The organism is Corynebacterium sp. 32222D000AT (assembly GCF_053546955.1).
Map to the genome: position 1 here is coordinate 1 of NZ_JBPPVW010000012.1, position 24,762 is coordinate 24,762.

The window sequence follows — 24,762 nt, forward strand, 5'->3', positions numbered from 1 at the left end:
GAATTCACAATGAACATCCTCTCCTACGGACACAAGATCCGTACTAATAGGGTGTCCACTACTCGAGGGTAACCTCACTACTGATTCCGCCTACTGATTTCCGTAAGAACCATCTAGGTGCGCAATCTAGGCGCGCCGCCTCGGCGCACACCCCAGTCGCGCAGCGCAGGCTCACAACCTTGGTACGCCGAGTAGGCACGCTGAATGGGCGTTCACGGTGTGTTCCGTGGACGCCTCTTCGCGTGTTCTTGTCGCGGTGTTCTTGCTGCTTAGCTGCGCGTTTCCCGCCGGGCTAACCGCGCGCATTTTGCCGTTGCCAAATTGGCAGCCGGGCTGGCTGCAGGGTGCTGGCCTGCTGCCGAGTTAGCCGCTGACCTGGCCGCTAGTTTTGGCCGCAGGGTGGGACGCCGGCGATTTAAGCCGGCACGCGTTCGGGCGGTATCCACACCACCCGGCCACCAACCCTAGCCATCCGGCCCCGAGTCTGCGCCGGGCCCGGCCCATCCTCGTTGGCACCATTATGGTGCGGACACAACGTGGCCAGGTTCGCCGCATTCGTCGGGCCACCTGAGTCCCAGGACTGCAGGTGATGGACCTGGCACTCATCGGCCCCGGCCAAACACCCCGGCCAGGCACACACCGGATGCTCCATCAGAGCCAAACGCCGCTGCTTCCAGGACGCCAAACGCTCATCCCGGTAACAATTAACCGGCCCGGCCACCGGGTCGAAGACCCCGACGTAGCCGACCTGCTCAAACACCCGGGTCACCAACTCCGCACCACTAATCACCGCGCCGTTGGTCAACTGCACGGTAATATCCGCGGCATCCTTGCCACCGACCAAGTGCCCGAAATCCTTGAGATTGAGTACCACGTTGGTGGTCACCGACGCGCGCACCCCACCGCCGACACCAGCACCATCACCGTCGCCGTCGGTGAAGACAGCGCGGGCATCCTCGACGGTGCGGACTTGGGCTTTGATATCGGCGACGAGGCCGGCGTCGGCGATAAGGCGCATCGACCACAACCCCTCAGCCGAACGGCGGTAGATCACCCCCGGCTGCGGCGTCGGGGCAGGCCGGGCCTCCTGGATTTTGCGGCGGGCCGTGGCGGCCATCTCCTGGGCACCAACCGGCTGGGCAGACAGCTCCTCCATGATGCGCCAGGCATCGTTTTTGTTCTTCACCCGCCGCAGCACCCCGCGCAGCACATCCAGCACGGGCAGGCAGTGCCCGTGGCGGGCGGCATTCGCGCGCACCCGCCGCTGGCGGCCCGCGTGCCTGACCGGGCCGAAAAACACCCCGGCCAAATCGAAGAGGCGCTCCAACTCGTCGCGGCCGGAGCCGGCGGCGGCGCGCTCGGCATCCCAGTCAGCGTGCCAAGCCCCCTCCACGATCTCAATGCCGGGCTGGGTCACGGCAGCCACAAACCTAGAAAAACAATCCCCCGATGTCATGCCCCACACACTAAGGCAGACCCCACCACCCCGCAACCGGGGCGGGGCAACTACTTGCCCAACCAGGCGTAAGCGGCGGTGATGAGGGCCTCGGTGCCGGTCTGCAGCGTCGGCTGCTGGACGGGGGCGAAGAACGGGCTGTGGTTCGGCATCTCCTCGCCCTCCTTGCCGCCGCCGAAGATCCAGTAGCAGTACGGAGTGCCGAAGGCGTCGGCGACCACGGAGAAGTCCTCGGAGGCGGTAAACCGGTCGGCGTCCTGGACGCGGTCGCTGCCCAGGTGTTCCTCGAGGGCCTCGCGCACGCGGGCGGTCACCTCGGCGTCGTTGTCGGTGAGCGGGTACCGGTCGGAGAAGCTGAACTCCGGCTCCTTCGGCGAGCGCGCGGCCTCGCACTCGGCCTTCACGATCCGCTCGATGGCGGCGATGATCCTGTCGCGCACGTCCTCGTCGTAGGCGCGGATGTTGATCTTCAGCGTGGCGTCGAAGGGGATGACGTTGGCCTTGGAACCGGCCTGGACGGAGCCGACGGTGACCACGCCGAACTCGCTCGGGTTGAGCTCGCGGGAGACGATGGTCTGCAGGCGCATCACAATGGAGCTGGCCAGCACCACCGGGTCGACGCTTAAGTGCGGCATGGACCCGTGGGAGCCGGCGCCGAAGACCTTGACGGTCACGCTGGTGGCCGTCGAGAGCACCGGGCCCGGCTTGATGGCCACGCTGCCGGCGGGCACGACGCTGCAGAAAACGTGCTGCCCCAGCATGACGTCCGGCTTGGCGACCTTGTCCACCACGCCGGCGTCCACCATGGATTGTGCGCCCTCGGCGGTTTCCTCGCCGGGCTGGAAGAGGACTTCCAGGGTGCCGGACCAGGCATCCGTGGCGTCCTTCATGAGGGCGGCCACGCCCATGAGCGCGGCGACGTGGGAGTCGTGGCCACAGGCGTGCATGACGCCGTCGACGGTGGAGGCGTACTCGAGGCCGGTGTCCTCCTGGATGGGCAGGGCATCGAAGTCGGCGCGCAGCATCACGGTGGGCCCGTCGCCGTTTTCTAGGACGCCGACGACACCGCCGCCGACCTCCACGACGTCGTAGTCGAATTCGCGCAGCTTGTCCGCGATGATCCCGCGGGTGCGCTCCTCTTCCATGCTGAGTTCGGGGTGCTGGTGCAGGTCGACGTACAGCGCCTCCTGCTTCTCCCGAATCCCGTCGTAGCCGCTAACGATGTCCCCTACTGCCATGGGCTGGCTCCTTCCGGTTCACTAGAACGTACGGAGCCAGCCTACGCCGAAACTCCGCGCGCTAGCGGCTGGCCTTGTCCAGCAGCTCCAGGATGTGGTGGTAGTCGGAGCCGGTCGCCCGCGTCAGCCCCAGCTCGCAGGTGCGGTTGGTCGACGCGTGGTATTGGGCGCCGAATTCCTTGGCCTGGGCGGCCTCGGCGCGGGTGGCGGACGCGGTCAGCTCGGGGTGGAGCATGCCGCGGTCGCCGGCGTAGCCGCAGCAGTTCCAGGCGGTCGGCACGTTGACCTCGCGCGCGGCGGCCCCGGCGACCTTTTCCAGGTCGGGCATGAGCCCCAGCTGGAAGGCGGAGCAGGTCGGGTGCAGCGTGACGGACTCGGCGGGGTGGGCAACATCTAGGGCCGGGAGGATGTGCTCGGCGGTGAAGGCGATGGCATCGATAACCGTGACACCGTGGGCTTCCAGCAGGTCGCGGAAGCCGGCGGTGCAGCTGGAGGCGTCGACGATAACGGGCAGCTTCCCGCCGTCGGTCAGCGGCACGACGGTGTCCACGACGCGCTTTTCCATCACGTCGTGGCCCTCGCTTAGGCCCTTGGACGACCACGGGGTGCCGCAGCAGAGCTTGTCGATGCCACCGGGCACCTCCAGCGCCAGCCCGGCGCGCTCCAGGAGGTTGACGAAGGCATCGGTGGCGCCGGGGCCGTCGCCCTGCGGGCCGAACATGGTGTTCACGCAGGCGGGCAGGAAGATGCCGGTCACGGCGGCGCGGTTGTCGCCGACGCGGCGGCCCAGGCGGGCGCGCGGCTTGCCGCCCTTGGACAGCTCGGGCTGGTACTGCGGCATGACGTCGGAGCCGACCAGGCGGCGGCCGACGTCGGTGACGGCCTTGACCAGGGAGGTCGGCAGGAAGTGGGCGCCGGTCAGCGCCACCGATGCGCCTTCGCTGACCACCGGCCAGCCCTTCGCCGCGGCCTTCCACCCGGCCTGCAGGACCGGCTGGGCCTGCTCGCGGCGCAGGCGCTTGATGAACTTGCCGGTGTCGATGCCCACCGGGCAGGCGGTGCGGCACATGGAGTCGACGGCGCAGGTCTCGATGCCCTCGTACTGGTAGGCCTCGTCGAGCTCGGCGACGGTGGCGTTATCACCGGCCTCCTCGGCGCGCTGGCGGGCGCGGCGGACCACGATGCGCTGGCGCGGGGTGAGCGTGAGATCCCGCGACGGGCACACCGGCTCGCAGTAGCCGCACTCCACGCAGCGGTCGATCTCTTCCTCGACGGTCGGGTTGAGCTTGATGTTTTTGACGTGGGCGTCCGGGTCGTCGTCGAGGATGACGCCCGGGTTCATGGTGTTGCCCGGGTCGCAGGCGCGCTTGAGCTCCTGCATGACGGCGTAGAGCTCGTCGCCGTACTGGCGGCGCACATACGGCGCCATCGCGCGGCCGGTGCCGTGCTCGGCCTTGAGGTTGCCCTCGGCTTCCAGGACCAGGGAGACCATGTCCTCGTTGAAGTTGTTGAAGCGGCCGATGGCCTCGTCGCCTTCGAAGCGGTCGGTGAGCAGGAAGTGGATGTTGCCGTCCTTGGCGTGGCCGAAGATGACGGCGTCGTCGTAGGAGTAGCGGGCGAAGATGTCCTGCAGGCCGGCGCAGGCGTCCGCTAGGTCGGCGACCGGCACGACGATGTCCTCCAGCAGCGCCGTGGTGCCCGACGGGCGGGCCTCCGCGACCTGGGCGTAGAGGCCCTTGCGGAAGTTCCAGGCGGCGGTGCGGGTGGCGGCATCGGCGGAAAATTGCGCCGGGGACTGGAGGTTGAGCTCGGCCAGCAGCTTCGAGCCGGCCTGCTCCTTGGCGTTGATTTCGTCCTCGCTGTCGGCGTGGTACTCGATGAGCAGGGCGGCCTGGGAGTCGACGTCGAAGCCGGTAATCGCCTCCGGGACCTTGTCGAAGGTGCGCCCCACACGGATGGAGGCCGAGTCCATCAGCTCCAGGGTGGCCGCGCCGGTATCCAGCAGGTCCGGCAGGCTGCGGGTGGCGGCGTCCACGTCCGGGAAGACGGCCACGGAGGTGGTGGTCAGGCGGGCAATCGGCACGGTGCGGAAGACGGCCTCGGCGATAAAGGCCAGGGTGCCCTCCGAGCCGATGATGAGGTGCTCCAGGATCTTCGCCGGGGTCTCATAGTCCAGGAAGGAGTTCAGGCCGTAGCCCATGGTGTTTTTCAGGCTGAAGTGCTTGGTGATTTTCTCCACCGAGGCCGGGTTGTCCACCACGCGGCGGCGCAGGCGCTGGAGGGTCTCGAAAAGCTCCGGCTCCTGCTGGGCCAGCTGCTGGTCGGCGTCCGGGCGGGCGGTGTCCAGGACGGTGCCGGACGGCAGGACCAGGGTCATCGACTCCAGGGTGCGGTAGGTGTTCAGCTCGGTGCCGCAGGCCATGCCGGAGGAGTTGTTGGCGATCACGCCGCCCATCGTGGCGGCGGATTCGCTGGCCGGGTCCGGGCCCAGCTTGCGGCCGTAGAGCCCCAGGCGGGCGTTGACCTGGCGGACCGTAGCGCCGGGCTGGACGCGCACGCGCTCGCCGCCATCGAGGACCTCGATGCCGCGGAAGTGCTTGCGCACGTCCACCAGGTAGCCATCGCCGGCGGACTGGCCGGCCAGGGAGGTGCCGCCGGAGCGCAGGGTCACGGGGATGTGGTTGGCGCGCCCAGCGCGGAAGGCGGCGGCGACGTCATCGGCGTTTTTGGCTTCGATGACGGCTTGTGGGGTGAACAGGAAGTGGGAGGCATCGCTGGCCGCGGCCACGCGATCGATCAGGGCGGTATTGACGTCGAGGCTCATGCCTTTAATTGCACGCCCGCCGGAACACCCCCGCAAGTAAGGAGGGGGTTAGAACGGGGCTAGTTCCGGGGCGCGGGTGGTTTCGGCGCTCCCGCCGGCGGGGTGATACGCGGGTAGTGCCGCCAGGTGCCGCGGCGGGCATCGGTGGCGGCGCCTGCGCCGGCGGCATCGTCGTGCGCGGTTGGCGCGGGGCGGTGCGGGGTGGGGTCCCAGTGGGCGTCGACGAGCCGGACCTGGCAGAACCAGCCGAGCCCCAGCACGGCCAAACCGACGAGGCCGACCAGGACGAGTCCCACTACCCCGCCGGGCGCGGACGCCCAGCCGATGAGCATGCCGAACCAGCCGAAGTCGGCGTCGCCGAAGGTGGTGTTCGCCGAGCCGAAGGAGCCCAAAACGCCCAGCAGGAAGGCCGGCAGGAAGGTAATGAGCAGGCCGTTGACGAAGCCCCCGGCGGCCGCGCCCCGGCGCCCACCGGTGGCGTTGCCGTAGACACCCGCGGCGCCGCCGGTGAAAAAGTGCGGGACGAGGCCGGGGAGGATGAGTGCGACCCCGAAGGCCGGGCCCAGCCACAGCGACAGGACCGCCAGGCCGACCAGCCCGCCGGCAAAGGAGGTCAGGAAGCCGACCGGGACGGCGTTTTGGGCGTATGGGAAGACGATGGGGGCATCGAGGGCCGGGATGGCGCCGGGCACGACCTTGGCGGCAATCCCCTGGAAGGCGGGCACGAGCTCGCCCAGGATGGTGCGCACGCCGAAGAGGATGACGGCGACGGCCACGCCGAACTGCAGGCCCTGGGTCAGCGACTGCATGAGGTAGTTGCCCACCCCGGTCGCGCCGTCCTCGAAGGCGGTGAAGGCCTCGTCGCCGGCGCGGGCCAGGAACAGCAGGGCGAGCACGATGTACATCAGCGCCATCGACAGCGCCGTGGCGACCATGGAATCGCGCAGGAAGCGCAGGCCCTCCGGCAGGTGGAGCTGCTCGGTGGAGGCGGAAGGCTTGCGCTTGCCGCCGACCAGCTTGCCCACCGCGCCGGCGGCGACGTAGCCGGCGGCGCCGAAGTGCCCGATGGCCACGGAGTCGTCGCCGGTAATGCGCCAGGTCCAGGGGTGCGCGATGGCCGGCAGGGAGACCATCAGGATGCCCAACAGGGCGGCGCCGAAGACGATGACCACCCAGGCGGGATAGCCGGCCGGGGCGAAGACCATCGTGAGTAGGGTGGCCATGAACAGCACGTGGTGGCCGGTCAGGAAGACGTACCGCAGCGGCGTGAACCGGGCCAGCAGCAGGGAGACCACGAAGCCCAGGATCATCACCCAGGCGACCTGGCTGCCGAACTGCTGCTGGGCGATGCCCACGATGGCCTCGTTGGTCGGCACTACCCCGTGCGCGCCGGTGGCGCCGGTGATCATGACGCCGAGTGGCTCCAGGGAGGCGGTGACCAGCCCGGCGCCGGCGTTGATGAGCAGGAAGCCGAGCGTGGCCTTGATCGCCCCGCCCAGCACCTGGCCGATGCCGCGGCCCAGCGCGGCCAGCCCGATGGCGGTGATGATGCCGATGAGGAAGGCCGGCACGGCCAGGATCTCATTGACCACGAAATTGGCGGCGTCTACCAGGATGTTCATGTTTTTACCGGCCTTCCTGTGCGGCGGGGATGTCGTAGATTTCGCGGAGCGCGCGGTCGAGCTCCGCGGCGGAGGTGAAGTTGTCGATGACGTAGACCGGCACCCCCACGTCGCCCAGGGCGGCGGCGATCTCGCCGGAGGTCAGCAGGACGTCGGCCTCGCTGGCGCGCCCCTTCGCGGAGATGGTATCGGTGGCCTCGACGGTGAAATACGGCGACCAGCCCCACTCGTCAAGCACGCCGTCCAGGGTGTTCTTCAAAAACAGCGAGGTGCCCAGCCCGTTGCCGCAGACGGTAAGTATCTTGCCCTTGCTCTCGACCGTGCCGTCGGGGCGCGCGGCGGGGACCGCCGCGCCGGTTGCGGCGGCCGCCGCGGTCTCTTCGGCCTCGCGGGCCTCGCGCTCGCGGCGCATAGCGATGGCGTTGGCGGCGGCGGTGGGCACGTAGCCGTCCAGGACGTTGCGCAGCTGGCCTTCGGAGGTGACGACGTCGAGGAGTTCGCGCTTGTCGGCATCGCCGAGCACGCGGGCCAGTTCCTTCATGGCGCGGGTGTGGGCGAAGTCGTCGCGGGCAGCCAGGGCTACGACCAGGGTGACCGGGTCGTTGGTGCCGTGGCCGAAGCGGACCGGCTCGGCCAGGCGCACCCAGCTGATGGCGGTGTGGCGGACCGCCTCCGAGGGCCGCGCGTGGGCGAAGGCGAAGCCGGGGGCGACGACGATATAGGGCCCGTTGTTGTCCACGGTCTCGATCATCGCCTGGGTGTAGTCGGCGGTGGCGGAACCGCTGGCCTCCAGCAGGCGGCCGGCGCGGGTGATAGCGGCGCGCCAGTCCGCGGCAGGCGCGTCCAGCTCCACGCCCCCGGGCGCGAGTAGGGCTCCTAGTTTGGACATGGTTTCTCCTTGCAGTTGTCGAATCCGTCAGCGTCAACTAGGGCGCCGGCCTGCGGTATTTACACCTGAATTTAGCAACCGGCACGCCGCGGACCCAAAAAGCAAATCCCGCAGGTGTGTTGTTTCCCAAGCTCACCGACACCCTGAATGCGGGGGTGCGCGTGTTAACTTGAGGTATTGGCCCCGTGCCCGCCCACGGCGACCGGAGCCTTCCCCCTAACTACACAAACCACCTAGGAAAAGAGGTTTGTCCAATGGAGACTATGGACACGTGGGAGCCGACGCTGGGCGCGGGCCCGCTGTTGGGCATCGCGGTGGCAGCCATCGCCCTGATTTTGGTGATGGTCATCTATTTCCGCGTGCACGCTTTCGTCACGCTGGTAACGGTGTCGGCGCTGACTGCGCTGGCGGCGGGGCTGCCCATCGCCGGGGTGGTCGAGACGATGACGGATGGCTTCGGGAGCACGCTGGCATCGGTGGCGCTTTTGGTCGGCCTGGGCGCGATGATCGGGCGGCTGGTGGAGGCCTCCGGCGGCGCGAAGTCGCTCGCCGATGCCCTCGTGGCCCGCTTCGGCGAAGACCGCGCGCCGCTGGCGCTGGGCATCGCCTCGCTGATTATGGGCTTCCCCATCTTCTTCGACGCCGGCCTGGTGGTCATGCTGCCCGTCATCTTCGCGGTGGCGCGCCGGCTCAACGGCCCGGTGCTGGCCTACGGCATCCCGGCCGCCGGCGCGTTCTCGGTCACCCACGTCTTCCTGCCGCCGCACCCGGGCCCGGTCGCGGCCGCGGAGTTCTTCAACGCGGACATCGGGCTCATTTTGGCGCTCGGCCTGCTGATCGCCATCCCGACGTGGTACTTCTCCGGCTACCGCCTGGGGCTTTTCCTGGGTAAGAAATTCCCCTTCGGCGTGACCGAGATGCTCACCGGCCCGGCCGTGAAGGAAGCGGAGATGCCCCACCGCCCGGCCTCCCCGGCGGCAGTGATTTCCGTGCTGCTCATCCCGTTGGTGCTGATCTTCTGCAACACGGGGCTGAACACGTTGGCGGCGGCCGGCACAATCGACGGCGAGGCCACCTGGGCGCAGGTACTCATCATGGTGGGCCAGACCCCCATCGCGCTGCTGATTACCACCTTCGCCGCGATGGCGATCCTGGGCCTGCGCCGCGGGGTGGACAAGAACGCGATGGAAAAGGCGATGGAGTCCTCCCTGGGGCCGATCTGCTCGGTGGTACTCATTACCGGCGCCGGCGGCATGTTCGGCGGGGTGCTGCGCACCTCCGGCATCGGGGATGCGCTGGCGGATTCGCTGTCGGGCATCGGTATCCCGGTGATTTTGGCCTGCTACCTCATCGCGGTGGCGCTGCGCCTGGCGCAGGGCTCGGCGACGGTCGCGCTGACCACGGCCGCCGCGCTGATGGTCCCGGCGGTCGAGGCCGGCGGCTTCAACGAGGTCCAGCTCGCGCTCATCGTGCTGGCGACGGCGGCGGGCTCGGTCTTCGGCAGCCACGTCAACGACTCGGGCTTCTGGCTGGTCGGCCGCCTGATGGGCATGGACGTGGCCACCACGCTGCGCACCTGGACCGTCAACCAGATGCTCATCAGCGTGATCGGCTTCGTCTTCGCGCTGGTGCTCTTCGGGGTCGCCGCGGCCTTCTAGCGAGCCGGATTGTAATCGCGGCTCGGGGGTGCCGCGGAATTCTCGCGGGCCGGCTGGGGCCCGCGGCTCGGGCGCGACGTTATGCCTGGCTGCGTAAGCCTTCTCCGACTCCGGTGGTGAGGTAGTCCGCCACCTGGCGGGCGATTTCTTCTTCCGGCTGGTCGACATCGAAGACGGCGCCGGCCTCGTCGGCTTCTAGCGGTTCGAGGGTGTCGAACTGGGACTGCAGCAGCGAGGCCGGCATGAAGTGGCCGGCGCGGTGCTGCATGCGCTCGGCCAGCACGTCGAATTCCCCGGCCACGTGCACGAAAATGACATCGGGACAGTGCTCGCGCAGGAGATCGCGGTAGGAGCGCTTGAGCGCGGAACAGCCGACCATGGTGCCCGCGGGCTGGGCGGCCAGCCAGGTGCCGATGGCGGTGAGCCAGGGCCAGCGGTCGGCATCGTTGAGCGGGGTGCCCGCGGACATCTTGGCGATGTTCTCGGCCGGGTGCATGTCGTCGCCGTCGCGGTAGGCGTGGCCGGTCAGCGCCGCGACGTTGTGGCCGACGGTGGTCTTGCCGGAGCCGGAAACACCCATGATGACGACGTGGTAGGAACTCTTTGTCATTCTCCCGAGTTTAGTGGCGCTACCTGCGCGGCCAGCAAAAGGTGAGCAGGGGCACTTGACGGGGCGCGGTCAAACGTCGTAAATTTAGCCGCAAACCACAATGCAAACGTTTGCAGCAATCGTTTGCACCCCTCCCCCTCCGACCGGGAAGAAGGTCCGCCCCTACCATGCCTGCCCACAGCGCCAACCTGAAAGACGTCGCCCTCGCCGCGGGGGTCTCGGTGTCCACGGCCTCCCGCGCGCTGGCCGGCAAGGACTCCATCTCCGCGGCCACGCGCCAGCGCGTGGAGCGGGCGGCCCAGGCGCTCAACTACCACCCGAATATCCAGGCCCGCGGGCTGCGCACCGCGCGCACCTACACGCTGGGCCTGGTCATCCCGACACTGCTCAACCCCTACTTCGCCACCATGGCCGACGCGGTCCAGGCCCGCGCGACCGCCAACGGGCTGGCCACCATCATCACCTCCTACTCGGAGGACTCGAACCTCTTGCGCAACGCGGTGACCACGCTGTCGCAGCAGAACGTCGACGGCATGCTGGTCGTCCCCACCGCGGACGCGCTCTCCCTGCTCGGCGCGGTCAAGGCGGCCGGCACGCCGGTCGTGCTCATCGACCGCTCCCTTGCCGGATCCGACCTGCCGACGGTGGTCTCCAACCCGGAGCCGGGGATTTCGGCGGCGGTGGAGCTGCTCTACGCGCGCGGGCACCGGCGCATCGGCTACCTGGCCGGCCCGGAGGAGCTGTCCACCGGCGCGGAGCGCCGGGCGGCCTTTAGTGCGGCGGTAGACCGCCTCGGCATCGGCGGCGAGCACGTCTACCAGGGCGGCTTCGAGGTCTCGCAGGGCATCGCGGGCACGCGCGAGCTGTGGGAGGCCGGGTGCACGGCGGTCATCGCGGGCGATTCCATGATGACCCTCGGCGCGCTGGAGTACTGCCACCGGGAGCGGGTGCGCATCGGTAAGCAGCTGGCGCTGGTGGGCTTCGACGACCTGGACTATATGCGGGTCCAGCCCACGCCGCTGACCGTCATCGACCAGGACGTGACCCAGCTGGGCTACCGCGCCGCCGATACCCTCGTCGCCGCCCTGTCCGGCATGTCCCCGCCGGACGTGACCCTGCCGACCCGGCTTATCACCCGTCAATCGACCGAACACTATCTCCAGGAGGTGCCGCGATGAACCACCCGGTCATCATGCGGCTGGAAGGAATCAACAAATCCTTCGGACCCGTCAACGTCATCCGCGACGTCAGCCTCGACGTGCGCGCGGGCCAGGTGCACGCGCTGCTGGGCGAGAACGGCGCCGGCAAGTCGACGCTCATCAAGATGATGTCGGGCGTCTACCAGCCGGATACCGGCCGCGTCCTCGTCGACGGCGCCGAGGTCCAGCTGCCGAACACGAAGGCGGCGGAGGCGCTGGGCATTGCCACCATCCACCAGGAGCTCAACCTGGTGCCGACGATGTCCGTGGCCGAAAACATCATGCTGGGCCGCACGCCCTCGCGCTTCGGCCTAGTCAACAAGAAATTCCTGCGCAACGAGGCGGCCGCCGCCCTGCGGCTTATCGGCCTGGACGTCAACCTGGACACGCCGGTCGGCGAGCTGGGCATCGCCCGCCAGCAGCTGGTGGAGATCGCCAAGGCGCTGTCGATGAACGCGCGCTTGCTCATCCTGGACGAGCCCACCGCCGCGCTGACCGGCAAGGAAATCGACCAGCTCTTCGCCGTGGTGGAGGACCTGCGCGCCAAGGGCGTCGGGATGGTCTTTATCTCCCACCACCTGGAGGAGCTGGCCCGGATCGCGGATTCCATCTCCGTGCTGCGCGACGGCAACGTCGTCGCCGAGGTCGGCCCGGACACCCCGGAGGCCGAGCTGGTCCGCCTGATGGTCGGCCGCGACATCGACAACCAGTACCCGCGCGAGGCGGAGGCGGCCGGTAAGGCCCTGCTCAGCGTGCGAAACCTCAGCACGCAGGGCAGCTTCTCGGACGTTAGCTTCGACGTTCACGCCGGCGAGGTCGTCGGCTTGGCCGGGCTGGTCGGCGCCGGCCGCACGGAGATCATCCGGGCCATCGCCGGCGCGGACAAGGTAGATTCCGGCGAGGTCCGCGTGGCCGGGAAAAAGCTCAAGCTGGGCGATATCGCCGCCGCCATCCGCGCCGGCATCGGGCACGTGCCCGAGGACCGCAAGTCCCAGGCGCTCATCCTGGACGCCACCATCGGCGAGAACCTCGGCCTGGCGACACTGAATAAGACCAGCAAGGCCGGGCTCGCCGACCGGCGCGGCCAGAAGGCCCGCGCCCGCGAGGTGGCCGAGAAGCTGCGCATCCGCATGGCCGACATCGACCAGCCCATCCGGGACCTGTCCGGCGGCAACCAGCAAAAGGCCGTCTTCGGCCGCTGGGTGCTGGCCGGCTCCCGCGTGCTGCTGCTCGACGAGCCCACCCGCGGCGTCGACGTCGGCGCGAAGGTGGAGATCTACCGCATCATCAACGAGGTCACCGCCGCCGGCGGGGCCGTCCTGATGGCCTCCTCCGACCTGCCGGAGGTGCTGGGCATGTCCGACCGGGTGCTGGTGGCCTCCGGCGGGAAGATCGCCGGCGAGCTGCCGCCGACCGCCACCCAGGACGAGGTCATGACCCTCGCCGTATCCAACGTCACCAGCACGATTACCGAAAACCCCCACGACTTTGAGGAGATCGCCTCATGACCACCACCGCTACCGCCGCCAGCGCGCCCGCCGGCGCCCCGTCGGGCCCGAGCCGCTGGCACCGGGTATCCAACTGGATGATGAACAACGGCGCGCTTGTCGGCCTCATCGTCCTGTGCGTGGCGCTGTTTATCGCCACCCCGCACTTTTTGACCGTCAACAACCTGGTCAACATCGGCATCCAGGCCGCCACCGTGGCCATCCTGGCCTTCGGCATGACCTTTGTCATCATCACCGCCGGCATCGACCTGTCGGTGGGCTCCGTCGCCGCCCTGGGCGCAATGGTCTCGGCCTCCTTCTTCGTCAACACCGGCCTGCCGGGCTGGGTCACGCTCATCCTCGGCCTGCTCACCGGCCTGCTGGCCGGCGTCATCTGCGGCATGGCGACGGCCTGGGGCAAGATCCCGTCGTTCATCGCCACCCTGGCCATGATGTCGATCGCCCGCGGCGCCACCCTGGTCATCTCCCAGGGCTCGCCGATGCCGACCGCCGACGCCGTCAACTGGATGGGCTCGACCGTGGCCGGGGTTCCCATCCCGATCGTCATGATGGTCATCGCCGGCCTGGTGTGCTGGTTCATCCTGGAGCGCACCGTGCTAGGGCGTTCCATGTACGCCATCGGCGGCAACCTGGAGGCCGCGCGCCTGTCCGGCCTGCCGGTCCGCCAGATCCAGGTCGCCGTCTTCGGCCTGTCCGGCCTCTTCGCCGCCCTGTCCGGCCTGGTCATGGCCGGCCGGCTGACCACGGCGCAGCCGCAGGCGGGCGTGGGCTACGAGCTGGACGCGATTGCGGCGGTGGTCATCGGTGGGGCATCGCTAGCCGGCGGCGCCGGCAAGGCCACCGGCACCCTGGTCGGCGCGCTGCTGCTGGCCGTCATCCGCAACGGGCTGAACCTGCTCAACGTCTCCTCCTTCTGGCAGCAGATTGTCATCGGCCTGGTCATCGCCCTGGCCGTGGGCTTCGACGTCATCCGTAACAAGACCGCTAACTAAATACTCTCCCCCTCCCCCCGGCGGCGCGCGGGAATACACCCCGCCGTCGCCGCAGAAGAAGTAAAGGAAAACCTCATGTCTGCATCCCGGACCCTTATCCGCAAGTCCCTGGCCGTGGCCTCCGTCGCCGCGCTGACGCTGTCCGTTGCCGCCTGCAACCGCGGCGAGGCCGCCAGCGAGAACGTCACCCTGGCGCTGTCGACCCAGACCAACCCCTTCTTCGTCGAGCTGCGCGACGGCGCCCAGGAAAAGGCCGACGAGCTGGGCATCAACCTGGACGTCCAGGACGCCTCCGACGACGCGTCCACCCAGACCAACCAGCTGAAGAACGCGGAGACCTCCGGCGCGGGTGTGGTGATTGTCAACCCGACCGACTCCGACGCCGTGGGCTCGGCCGTCCAGTCGCTCAACGCCGCGGACATCCCGGTCGTGGCGGTGGACCGCTCCTCGAATGCCGGTGAGGTCGCCTCCTTTGTGGCCTCCGATAACGTCGCCGGCGGCGAGCAGGCTGCCGACGCGCTGGCTAAGTCCATCGGCGAGGAGGGCGAGATCCTCGTCCTGCAGGGCATCTCCGGCTCCTCGGCCTCCCGCGACCGCGGCGAGGGCTTCGAAAAGGGTCTGAAGAAGTACCCGAAGATCAAGGTCGCGGCCAAGCAGACCGCGAACTTCGACCGCACCGAGGGCCTGAACGTGACCACCAACCTGCTGCAGGCCCACCCGAATGTCAAGGCCGTCTTCGCCGAGAACGACGAGATGGCCCTCGGCGCCATCGAGGCCCTGGGCGCGAAGGCCGGCAAGGAGGTCAAGGTCTTCGGCTTCGACGGCACCGAGGACGGCATCAAGGCCATCGAGGACGGCACCCTGGCAGGCACCATCGCGCAGCTGCCGGACGAGCTCGGCGCCAAGGCCGTGGAGCAGGCCGCTGCTATCCTGAACGGCGAGGACCCGGAAGCCGAAATCCCGGTCGAAGTTGTCACCGTCACCGAGCAGAACGTAGCTGAGTACAAATAATGACTGAACCGACCAGCACCCCGTCCACCGCGTCCGCCCAGCCCGGCCGTCTGGCCGTCGTGGGCTCCATCAACGCCGACCTCATGGTGGGCGTGGACCGTCACCCGCACCCGGGCGAGACCCTCCTGGGCAGCGGCGGCGGCATCCTGGCCGGCGGCAAGGGCGCCAACCAGGCCGTGGCCGCCGCGCTGCAGGGCGCGCACGTGGACTTCGTCGGCGCGGTCGGCGACGACCCCTACTCCGCCCCGGCGATGAGCCACCTGCACAGCAGCGGAGTGAACCTGGAGCACGTCGCGACCCGCTCCTCCACGACGACGGGCCTGGCGGTCATCACGGTCAGCGCGGACGGGGAGAACACCATCGTGGTCATCCCCGGCGCGAACGCCACCGTGGACGGCGGCTACGTCGACGCGCACTCCTCCGCGGTGGCGGCAGCCGACATCGTCCTGCTGCAGGGCGAAATCCCCGCGGAAGGTTTCGCGGCGGCCGCCCGGCACGCCCACCGGCTGGTGGTCAACCTGGCGCCGGTCATTGAGGTCGACCGGGACAGCCTGCTGCGCGCGGACCCGCTGGTGGTCAACGAGCACGAGGCCGACCTGGTCCTGGCCCAGCTGGGCGCGCCGGTAGCCTCGGCGGACCCGCACGATTTGGTCCAGGCGCTGCTGGAGGTCGGCTTTAACAGCGTCGTGCTCACCCTCGGCGCCCAGGGCGCCCTGGTGGGTGATGGTTCCGGCCTGACGGATATCCCCACCCCGCGCATCCACGCGGTGGATACCACCGGCGCCGGCGACGCCTTCACGGGCGCGCTGGTGGCCCGGCTGCTGGCCGGGGCATCGCTTAACGATGCCGCCCGGCACGCCGCCCGCGTCGGCGCTTTTGCTGCCCTTTCTGCTGGCGCCCAGCCGTCCTACCCCGGCTTGGACGCGGAACTACCACAGGTTTAAAACATGCGTAAACAAGGAATTTTGAACCCCGAGCTGACCTGGGCGATTAGCCGCCTGGGCCACACCGATACCTTCGCCATCGGCGACTGCGGCCTGCCGCTGCCGGACGGCGTGAAGGTCATCGATTTGAGCCTCGTCTTCGGCGTGCCGAGCTTCGCGGACGTCGCCCGAGCCATCCTCAACGAGGTGGTCGTGGAGGCCGTCGCGATTGCCGACAGCACCCCACGCGAAATCCGCGAGCTACTCCCGAACGTGCCCGTCCGGGAGACCACTCACGAAACACTGAAGAACCGGCTCGCGGAGTGCCGGTTCATCGTGCGCACCGGGGAGACTACCCCGTTTGCTAATGCGATTTTCCGCAGTGGCGTCGCCTTTTAGTGGAAGACCATGCCGCCGTCGACCACTAGGGTCTGGCCGGTGACGTAGTCCGAGTCCTCGCCGGCCAGGAAGGAAATCGCCTTGGCGACGTCCTCAACCTCGGACAGGCGCTTGAGCGTGATGTTCTTGGTGAACTGCTCCCAGCCCCACTCCTCCGGCTGGTTGTTGCTCTTCGCCAGGTCCTGGGCGAGCTTTTCCATCAGCGGGGTGCGGACGATGCCCGGGGCGTAGGCGTTGACGGTGATGCCGTCGTCAGCCAGGTCCTGGGCCGTGGTCTGGGTCAGGCCACGGATGGCGAACTTGGTGGAGGTGTACAGCGGGATACCCGGGTTGCCCTTCACACCGGCCTGGGAGGCGGCGTTGATGATCTTGCCGCCGTGGCCCAGCTCGCGCAGCTTCTTCGCCGCGGCCTGGATGCCCCAGATGACACCCTTGACGTTGATGTCGTAGATGGTGTCGATGTCCTTTTCGGTCACGTCGAGGATATCGATCTGCGGCGCGATGCCGGCGTTGTTGACGATGACGTCGAAGCCGCCGAGCTTCTCCACGGTCTGGTCCACCGCCGCGTAGACCGAGTCCCCGTCCGCCGCGTTGACCTCGATGGCGATGGCACCGGCGGCCTCGCCGCCCAGGTCCTCAGCGACCTTCTGCGCGGTGTCCAGGTTCAGGTCCCCCACCGCGACGCGGAAGCCATCCCGGTGCAGGCGCTTGATGGCCGCCTCACCGATTCCCTGGCCGCCGCCGATCATCAGGGCGACCTTGCCGTTTTCTACGCGTTCCGTAGCTTGAGCAGACATTGGTTTTCTCCTTAAGTCCAGCACGTTGGAATCCAACGTAAACTTCTGAATGTGCTCATCCATTAGCCTACTCCGCACCAGCAAAAACGGCATCAACATTAGCTACGAACAGGCATTTCTCATGAAATTAACCCTATGTCCGATTGTTTTTGGGTCTTTTTGTTCGAATTTATCTAGTTCTAGTGTCCCCTGTCACCGGTATAGTTTTTGATACAAGTTTCCACCGATGAAAGGCCAGCTTTTGAACATCGAGGACCAGAAGCGCGAAAGCGACATCGAGTATTTCGTCGAAGAGTTCCGTAGACAATCTAACTCGGGCTACTCAATCCCGGCGATCGCCGAATTGATTCGTCGAAACCCGTACGCCGCACCGCCAGAGGACATCCTCGAGGAAGCCCAGAGCCGTTACCTCATGTCGGTAGGGCGCGTCGCGAGGTACGCCCCCATGGACACTCTTCTCACCAATGAACGCGACCACGGCACTTGGTACGCCGGAGTCGACGAAGAGCACCATGTCTACTGGCCCCACGTCCGGGAGATTCTGCGCCCGAAGCTAGGCGACGCCCTCGAAGAGGTCGATGCCGCATCCGGTACGGTTCTGGCGTCCCTGCGTCCTCCGGGAGAGGATGAATTCGACGTACGCGGCTTGGTCCTCGGCTACGTCCAGAGTGGCAAAACCACCAACTTCATCTCACTTATCGCCAAGGCTGCCGACGTCGGTTACCGCCTCATCATCGTCCTCGCCGGTATGACCGACAACCTGCGCAAGCAAACCCAAGAGCGCCTAGACGAACAGCTCATTGATGATCAGAACTGGCACCGTCTGACGGATCAGGACAACGATTTCGACGCGGCCCGGGCCAAGGCCAACCTCCAGAACGCGCAGACCATTCTCTCCAGCAAAGAGATGCGTTCCATCGCGATCGTCAAGAAAAACGGCCACATCCTGCGCTCGCTGAATGAATACCTGCAGAGCGGTGGCAAGGTGACCAACGAGACGCCGATCCTGATTATCGACGACGAGTCGGATCAGGCCAGCATCAACGTCTCCTCTTCCGCCAAGGAAGAGGCTTCCAAGATCAACGCGCAGATCCGGCAGCTCCTGCGTAACCGCAAGACCGCCTACGTGGCCTATACCGCCACCCCGTTCGCCAATATTCTGGTGGACCCGAACGTCTCGGACGATATCTACCCCAAGGACTTCATCCACGTTCTACCCAAGCCCAAGGGCTACTTCGGCACGGAGGACGTCTTCGGTCGCTCTCTCTTGCACGGTGAAGACGACGAGGTCCACGACGGTCTGAACATGATCCGGACCATCCCTGAGGAAGAGGTTCCGGCCACGCAAGCTCCTACCCGTAAAGACGCGCTGAGCGAATGGGAGCCGTACGTCTCTGACTCCCTGGATACCGCAATCAAGTGGTTCTTCCTAGCAACCGCAGCCCGCCGGGCCCGCGACGGAGAGTCCAAGCACTCTTCCATGCTCGTCCACACCGCAGTAAGGACGGTTGCCCACGAGATGCTCCGAGACATTCTCGATGAGCACGTGCGCATCTTAAAGACCCACTTCAACTCCGGAAAGAACCGAGAGGATTTCCGTAAGCTCTGGGAAACTGAAATCAAGGAAGTACAGCTAGTCACCGACTCTGCGGGGACCACCTCTCACCAGCCCTTCGAGGAAGTCGCCCAGTACCTGCCGCAGGTCATGGATGAAGTCAAGGTCATCATGGACAACGGGGTATCCGACGAGCGACTGTCCTACTCTGAAGATGAACCGCAGACCGTCATCGCTGTCGGCGGCAATACCCTGGCCCGTGGACTCACGCTCGAAGGGCTCGTGTCCAGCTACTTCATTCGTAACGCGACGGCGTATGACACGCTGCTGCAGATGGGTCGCTGGTTCGGTTTCCGCAAGGGCTACGAAGACCTGCCGCGTATCTGGATGACTGAGGAACTCGAAGGCTGGTTCCGGGACCTAGCGCTCGTGGAAGCCGACCTGCGTTCCGACCTATCCCGCTACGCCCGCGAGGGCATCACTCCCCTTGATTTCCAGGCGCGCATCCGCACCCACCCCTCTATGCTGGTCACCGCACGCGCGAAGCAGCAGGCCTCGCGCCCTGCAAACATCAGCTATTCGGGCCAGAAGGTCCAAACAATCCTGTTCCGCCACAAGAACTCCGCCTGGCTCCAGAACAACATTGACGCCGCGCGTGGGCTTGTTAACGATCTGAAGCAAGCCGGCTTACAAGAAGACCAGAAGCCCAACGGCACCTCAGTGTTCCGGGAGGCAGAACCCTCCGTGATTGAGGACTTCCTAGACCGGTACACCATCTACGAAGAGTCCGATCTGGGCAAGAACAACGCGGAGCTTTTGCGCAAGTACATCAGCGGCGAGCACGAGTCTGGTTCCATCCGCAGGTGGGATATCTCCTTCTACGGTAAGAAGCCTTCTGACTCTTCCGCATCGCACAACATCGAGTTGGGCCTCGAGCAGCCGCTGAACCTCGTCACCCGTTCCCAGATGACGCTCAACTCCAAGCCCGAAGTCGCCAATATCAAGACCCTGGTGGGCCCGCTCGATCGCTTGAATTCCTTGGAAATCGACTCGCAGCAGCGCAATGACGCCGTGAAGAAGATCCGTAAGGACAATGACAGCGCAGCAGAGTACGCCTATCTCCAGGTCCAAGAGGATTACCGCGGTTCCGACATCGCGCACCTCGTGCTTTACGCCATTGACCCGCAGTCGAAGACCTCCCAGCCGGAGGACTACGTACACAAGTCTGGCGCCAAGGCTGGCCAATTGATCAGCCCGAGTTACCGACGCAAGGATCTCGACGCCGTGGACGTGCCCATCGGTCTCGGTATCTTCTTCCCGACCTCGTCTGGTCCGGAAGCCGAGGTAAATTACGTCCAGGCACCCGAGTATCGAGACGAGGAAACCTACCAGCGGATCCAGGAAGCTGAAGAAGAGCTCGACGCTATCCCCGAGCAGGAGGCCGAATAAATGGCGCAGTTGTCCAACGCAAAAAGCCTGTTCCGGACGATCTCTGAAAGCGACGACCTGACTTTGTTCGGTTCAGGAGTTTTCGTCGAGGCAGGGGAAGTTAGCTGTTGCTCGTTTCCTGACGGTCGCATCGGGCTAGTGATCCCTCTTACCCCGCATGAGGTGGAATACTTCAGTGCCGATACGCGCAGCAAGGCTATCCACCTTTCGTTGCTGAACCTTAAGGGGTCGGACCACCGTGGCTCGAAGTATGCGAATCTCGATCTCCACGACCCCTCGCAGGTCGAGATGTTCTACGTCTTTGCCGACGAAGTCTTGGCGTACCTGGACACCACGCCAAATGCCGCCATCGCGGATGTCGCTGCGCTGTTGTCGCGGTGGCGGAGGTTCTTCTCTCCCGCTCCCCTTCGTTCTCTTTCCTTGGAGGAACAACTGGGACTACTCTGCGAGCTCGAGGTCCTCAATAAGCTCCTGGACGAAGGCAACCATTTGGCCATTGATCGCTGGGTAGGCCCAGAAAATGCCCAACACGACTTCGAATTCCCCGAGTATTCGATTGAGTGCAAGGCAGCCGCGTCCGTCAACCACATGCAGACCACCATCCATGGCGCAACGCAGCTAGAGCGAACCCAGGATAAGTCACTGCATCTCGTGTTTCGCCGCTACCAGCGAGACCCGGACGGCGCACTGTCGGTCCCGGTACTCGTGAAGAAGCTTGCCGAGCATCCGCAGATGAAAGTGGATTTGCTGTGGCAGAAGCTGCATAATCTCGGAATTGATTACGCCTCGCTCCGAGAGCCGGAAGCGTTTTTCTCTTTCAATTCAATCGACGCGTTCCAGTTTGAGGTCACCGACGAGTTTCCGCACGTTAATCTAGAAAAAGCCGAAAACCGGATCGCTAATCTCCAGTTCACTCTAGATCTTTCCGACCCCAAGTCCTTACCCGGTCACGAGGACACGACTCTTATCTAATGACTACTGCCCCTTTCCACCATAAAAAGCCGTTCGACCCATCCGGCGACGTCTATGCGAACTCCGTCACGCGGACTATGAAGAGCCAGTCTCTATCCGCGTGGGACATGTTCACCCGCGAGACCCTACAAAATAGCTGGGACGCTCGCGATCAGACCTCACATGACGACGGCGTCACCTTCGCTATCGACTACCGCGATCTCGAGCCCGACCAAGTAACTACCCTGCGCAATGATGTTTTCGGCAACGACTTCATCGGCATCCCGAGCCTGGAAAATGCCTTCCGGGTAGATTCCCTTTCGGTCCTGTGCGTCAGCGACGCCGGCACCTACGGGCTGCGCGGCCCCAGCCGTGCTACCAGTGCTTCCCAGGGGCCTACCGATTTCAACTCTTTCGTGCGCAACATCGGCCGCAGTGACTCCAAGGAGCTGGCCGGCGGTACCTACGGCTTTGGCAAAGGCGTCTTCTATATCGTGAGCGAAGCGAACACGATTGTCGTCTATACCCGCACGGTTGACGAGAACAATCGCCCAGTAAGCCGCCTTATTGCCATGGCCAACTCGGACGATTTCCACCACAACGGCGTGGCCTACACGGGCCGTCACTGGTGGGGCGAGCGCGCCTTCGAAGACACGGGGAAGGACCACACTGAGTTCGCCGAACCCTTCGTCGGGGAGCACGCCGATGCCCTAGCGGAACGCCTTGGTCTGGATACGTACTTCAGCGAGGACCGCCCCTCAGGCACGTCCATCATGATCCTCAGTCCGGACATGTCGACGGACGCGCCCGTCCCCAGTGACGGGTCTGCGACAGAGACCGTCATGCAGCAAATCTCGCGCTCGCTGACTCGGTGGGCGTGGCCGCATATGCTCTCCATTGACACCGGTCTGGATCCGATTGAATTCCGGGTAAACCACAACGGCTCGGAAATTCCGTTGGTGAACCCGCAATCTGACAAGGCCCTCTCGAAATTCGTCGAGGCATACGTCGAAGCAATCAGTGCGCAGAACCCCACGGTCAACGAGTGGGACAAGCACTTCCGCGGTCGAATTACTACTTTGGCCGGCAAGAAACCGAAGAAAACTCTCGGAATCTTGTCCACTATCAACCTGCATTCGCCAGTCGAGGAATCCGAAACCATCGTGGAGGAGACTATCTCCCACCACATCGCCACGATCCGTAATCCGCGGATGGTTGTCGAGTACTACCCAGCTTCCGTCTCCCCGGACGGTGCTGCCTACTGCGGTGTGTTCGTCGCCGATCCCGAAGCCGACAAGATCTTCGCGCGCAGCGAACCAGCTGCTCACCACCAGTGGAACCCGGAGACGATCGCGCACGATTACGACTTGCTCCGCGAGTTCTGGAAGAGCACTAATAACCCTGTCCGGGTCTTCCAGACCCGGCTCAAGGAACTGACGTGGAAAATCGAGCTGGCCGGCCCCAACGCTTCCAAGGCCCGACACTTCAAAGCCACGTCGCAGCTGGCGGATTCGTTCGGCTCACTCATCGCCAACGCGCAAGGCGGTTCGGGCGTCCGCACGAAGTTCAAGCAGCCAAAGAAAAGGCCCACTGGGAAGCCGACGCAGTCGCGGAACAAGGCTTCGACGGATATCACGGTCGCCGGCTTGGAAAACATCGACGGCCAGACCATTTGTACCTTCAAGGTAGATGTCTCCGTGCCGAAGCGTCTGCTTCCGGCCGAGATCTTCTTCAAGCCAACCGTCGACTCCGACAGGGGCAACATCTTCGACAGACTCGTGGAGGTGGGTGCTGACACGCCCTATATCCAATCCATCGCGAGCGACGCCGGCGAGTCCGAGCTTCTGATCGAGACTGACTCCGATTGGACAAGGAAGGTTCTCAGTGAGACCGATACGACGTTCTACGTGAAGGTCTACCAGCCGGTTAACACAGCAGTCTCCCTGAACACTGACTTCGAATACCAGATTGGCGCGGACGAAGAGGAGGCCGACGATGTCGAAGCAAACTAGTTTTGGTTACCTTCGCCCTCCTCAGGAGGCCGTTGATCTCCTCAACCTCGATTTCTTTATCGACGGCGACCAGTATGAGGAATCCGACCCCAGCGCTACCCACTGGAACTACGAGTCGGAGGTGGAAGTCCAAGCAGCCTTTGACGTGGACTTGAACGAGTTCACTAAGGCATGTGGCTTCGACCCGTCCGCCGAGGCTACGCAGAAGCCTGTCTTCCATAGCCAGCTGTACTGGTTCTGTGGCAAGACGAAGCAGAAGGGCGCGAGTCCCGCGCTCCCCTTGAAAGATGGGTCTAACTCGGTATCTTTCGAGATGGATAACCTGCTCCTCGGCGGGGAACTGCAGTGCCAGATCCTAATCAGCCTCGAACGCCCCGGTGCGCCGCTGAACAATGCGATTACCGCCGAGCAACGCGGTGCCCGCATGTGGAGCAGCGCGGTTTACCGAGCCCGCCTAGAAGGCGACGCCGCGCAGATGACGATCACTCCGGTTGACTTCAAGGAACAGGTCATCGAGCCGGCTCACGCGCCATGGCGTATCCAGATCGATGGTTCCCTGCTGATTCCGGTGCAGGCTGGCATTCGCGTGTTCATTAACACGAACAACCCACTGAGCTTGCGGATGCTGGAAAAGGCGCCGGCGAAAGAGAAAGCCTTGTGGGAGGCCCACCTGCAAAGCGATATCTTGACCCAGCTCTTGCTGCGGTGCAGCGAACTGCCCGAATATGCAGAAATCCAAGAGGATGCATTGTTCCCCGGTTCTACCGCGGAAACGATCTTCAACTTGGCCCACGCCCTCTTCCCCGGGGAATCCATTAGCGAGATTCCCAATGATTTCTCGCGCTTAACCGCGACAGTTCAAGCCTTTATTTTCCAGGAGCTCAAATAATGGCAATCTCCTACTATCCGCGCCTTACGGATGCCGTAGCCATCACCATCATCACCGAGATGAACAACATGGAAAGCATCAACGACATTCAGTCCTTGGTAGCTTTCGACCATGAGATGGCCTTCCACGACGCAGTAGCCACGGGCTTCGTGACCCGCCAGGAACTCCAAGAGCTGCGCTCGAAAGTTCTGGCAGTTGCCCAGGCACAAGGCTTTCCCGGGCAATCCTCTAAGAATGCTCGGCGCACCTTCGACCAAAGGGTGTCCGAAGTCCTGGATGAATCAATGGATCTTCTACCCGCCGAGGCAGCGAACCGAGAAATCTGGAATTTCCTCACGCTGGTTGTCATGCCGGATATCGCGGCATGGCGCTATCCGAACGACGCCAAGAAGCTCACCTTCGAGCGTTGGCTCGGTACGGACCGCAACGTCTTCCGCAAACTCTGGTGGCGTGAAGTAACTCTAGGCAGCAAACTCAACCGACAACTCGGTGAGGACGAGGCCGTGGCCCTCATGGAACGCCCGGGACTTTCCGGCAATCCTCTCGTCGCCCGGGCGATCGCGCAGTCTTTCTTGGACGTGGCCAAAGAATTCGATGATCAACCCCGGTCCGAGTTGATGCGAGCGATCTCTCTCAACGTTCGCAAGCACTTACCCCTTTTGAACTTCGAATACTTTACGGAAGAAGAGTTAACTACACTGTTTAGCGATATTGCTCGCCAATCGTGCGAGCAATTTGTCGCCTCCCAGTCGAGTAGTTAGAAGTACATCAGACAAACAC

The 24,762-nt window shown here is 65.1% G+C and carries 19 protein-coding genes; 12 read left to right on the forward strand and 7 right to left on the reverse strand.

Translation table 11 applies throughout. From position 1 onward, the window contains the following. Positions 1-415 precede the first annotated feature (415 nt). The 5 genes from ACEE23_RS08045 to ACEE23_RS08065 all read right to left on the reverse strand — a co-directional run bounded on the left by ACEE23_RS08045 (position 416) and on the right by ACEE23_RS08065 (position 8,029). The gene (locus ACEE23_RS08045) at positions 416-1,426 is read right to left on the reverse strand and encodes an HNH endonuclease signature motif containing protein (protein ID WP_448872089.1); all 1,011 of its coding nucleotides are present in this window, start codon (positions 1,424-1,426) and stop codon (positions 416-418) included. Between the two features lie 80 nt (positions 1,427-1,506). Next, entirely contained in the window at positions 1,507-2,694 is a 1,188-nt protein-coding gene (locus ACEE23_RS08050) for an amidohydrolase (RefSeq protein ID WP_448872087.1), read from the reverse strand. Between the two features lie 61 nt (positions 2,695-2,755). Beyond that, positions 2,756-5,518: an FAD-binding and (Fe-S)-binding domain-containing protein gene (locus tag ACEE23_RS08055; protein WP_448872085.1), complete on the reverse strand. Its 2,763-nt coding sequence runs from the start codon at positions 5,516-5,518 to the stop codon at positions 2,756-2,758. A 59-nt stretch (positions 5,519-5,577) separates the two neighbouring features. Continuing rightward, a complete protein-coding gene (locus ACEE23_RS08060; protein ID WP_448872083.1) occupies positions 5,578-7,140 on the reverse strand; it encodes a PTS ascorbate transporter subunit IIC in 1,563 nt (520 codons plus the stop codon). Between the two features lie 4 nt (positions 7,141-7,144). Then, positions 7,145-8,029 carry a PTS sugar transporter subunit IIA gene (locus ACEE23_RS08065; protein WP_368520130.1) on the reverse strand — a complete coding sequence of 295 codons (885 nt, stop codon included), beginning with the start codon at positions 8,027-8,029 and terminating at the stop codon, positions 7,145-7,147. A gap of 263 nt (positions 8,030-8,292) precedes the next feature. On the opposite strand from ACEE23_RS08065, the gene ACEE23_RS08070 reads away from it, so the two are divergent. Next, entirely contained in the window at positions 8,293-9,687 is a 1,395-nt protein-coding gene (locus tag ACEE23_RS08070) for a GntP family permease (RefSeq protein ID WP_448872096.1), read from the forward strand. A gap of 79 nt (positions 9,688-9,766) precedes the next feature. Here ACEE23_RS08070 and ACEE23_RS08075 read toward each other — a convergent pair whose 3' ends face one another. Then, positions 9,767-10,297, reverse strand: coding sequence for a gluconokinase (locus tag ACEE23_RS08075; protein WP_448872081.1), 531 nt, complete (start codon positions 10,295-10,297; stop codon positions 9,767-9,769). A 167-nt stretch (positions 10,298-10,464) separates the two neighbouring features. Between ACEE23_RS08075 and ACEE23_RS08080 the strand changes: the two genes are divergently transcribed. From ACEE23_RS08080 to rbsD, 6 genes are all read left to right on the forward strand, one after another. After that, positions 10,465-11,475: a LacI family DNA-binding transcriptional regulator gene (locus ACEE23_RS08080; protein WP_448872079.1), complete on the forward strand. Its 1,011-nt coding sequence runs from the start codon at positions 10,465-10,467 to the stop codon at positions 11,473-11,475. Then, a complete protein-coding gene (locus ACEE23_RS08085; RefSeq protein ID WP_448872077.1) occupies positions 11,472-13,004 on the forward strand; it encodes a sugar ABC transporter ATP-binding protein in 1,533 nt (510 codons plus the stop codon). The genes ACEE23_RS08080 and ACEE23_RS08085 overlap by 4 nt, the downstream gene beginning before the upstream one ends. Before the next feature lie 77 nt (positions 13,005-13,081). Continuing rightward, entirely contained in the window at positions 13,082-13,996 is a 915-nt protein-coding gene (locus tag ACEE23_RS08090) for an ABC transporter permease (protein WP_448872094.1), read from the forward strand. 75 nt (positions 13,997-14,071) lie between these two features. Then, positions 14,072-15,007 (forward strand): D-ribose ABC transporter substrate-binding protein, encoded by a 936-nt coding sequence (locus tag ACEE23_RS08095; protein ID WP_368520126.1) that lies wholly within the window; start codon positions 14,072-14,074, stop codon positions 15,005-15,007. After that, complete coding sequence (locus ACEE23_RS08100; protein WP_368520125.1) at positions 15,007-15,951, forward strand: ribokinase; 945 nt, start codon at positions 15,007-15,009, stop codon at positions 15,949-15,951. Before ACEE23_RS08095 ends, ACEE23_RS08100 begins: the two co-directional genes overlap by 1 nt. 3 nt (positions 15,952-15,954) lie before the next feature. Further along, the gene (gene rbsD / locus ACEE23_RS08105; protein ID WP_070769273.1) at positions 15,955-16,329 is read left to right on the forward strand and encodes a D-ribose pyranase; all 375 of its coding nucleotides are present in this window, start codon (positions 15,955-15,957) and stop codon (positions 16,327-16,329) included. Here the strand turns inward: rbsD and ACEE23_RS08110 are convergent. Further along, positions 16,326-17,126, reverse strand: coding sequence for a (S)-acetoin forming diacetyl reductase (locus tag ACEE23_RS08110; protein ID WP_368521587.1), 801 nt, complete (start codon positions 17,124-17,126; stop codon positions 16,326-16,328). The two genes, rbsD and ACEE23_RS08110, sit on opposite strands and share 4 nt — an antisense overlap. A gap of 226 nt (positions 17,127-17,352) precedes the next feature. On the opposite strand from ACEE23_RS08110, the gene ACEE23_RS08115 reads away from it, so the two are divergent. The 5 genes from ACEE23_RS08115 to ACEE23_RS08135 are packed head-to-tail and all read left to right on the forward strand — an operon-like array spanning position 17,353 to position 24,743. Next, complete coding sequence (locus tag ACEE23_RS08115) at positions 17,353-20,130, forward strand: Z1 domain-containing protein (RefSeq protein WP_368521588.1); 2,778 nt, start codon at positions 17,353-17,355, stop codon at positions 20,128-20,130. Next, positions 20,131-21,102 (forward strand): PD-(D/E)XK motif protein, encoded by a 972-nt coding sequence (locus tag ACEE23_RS08120; protein WP_448872074.1) that lies wholly within the window; start codon positions 20,131-20,133, stop codon positions 21,100-21,102. After that, positions 21,102-23,093 (forward strand): hypothetical protein, encoded by a 1,992-nt coding sequence (locus ACEE23_RS08125; protein ID WP_448872072.1) that lies wholly within the window; start codon positions 21,102-21,104, stop codon positions 23,091-23,093. The genes ACEE23_RS08120 and ACEE23_RS08125 overlap by 1 nt, the downstream gene beginning before the upstream one ends. Beyond that, positions 23,077-23,982: a hypothetical protein gene (locus ACEE23_RS08130; protein WP_368521591.1), complete on the forward strand. Its 906-nt coding sequence runs from the start codon at positions 23,077-23,079 to the stop codon at positions 23,980-23,982. Before ACEE23_RS08125 ends, ACEE23_RS08130 begins: the two co-directional genes overlap by 17 nt. Further along, a complete protein-coding gene (locus ACEE23_RS08135; protein WP_368521592.1) occupies positions 23,982-24,743 on the forward strand; it encodes a hypothetical protein in 762 nt (253 codons plus the stop codon). The genes ACEE23_RS08130 and ACEE23_RS08135 overlap by 1 nt, the downstream gene beginning before the upstream one ends. Positions 24,744-24,762: the final 19 nt, after the last annotated feature.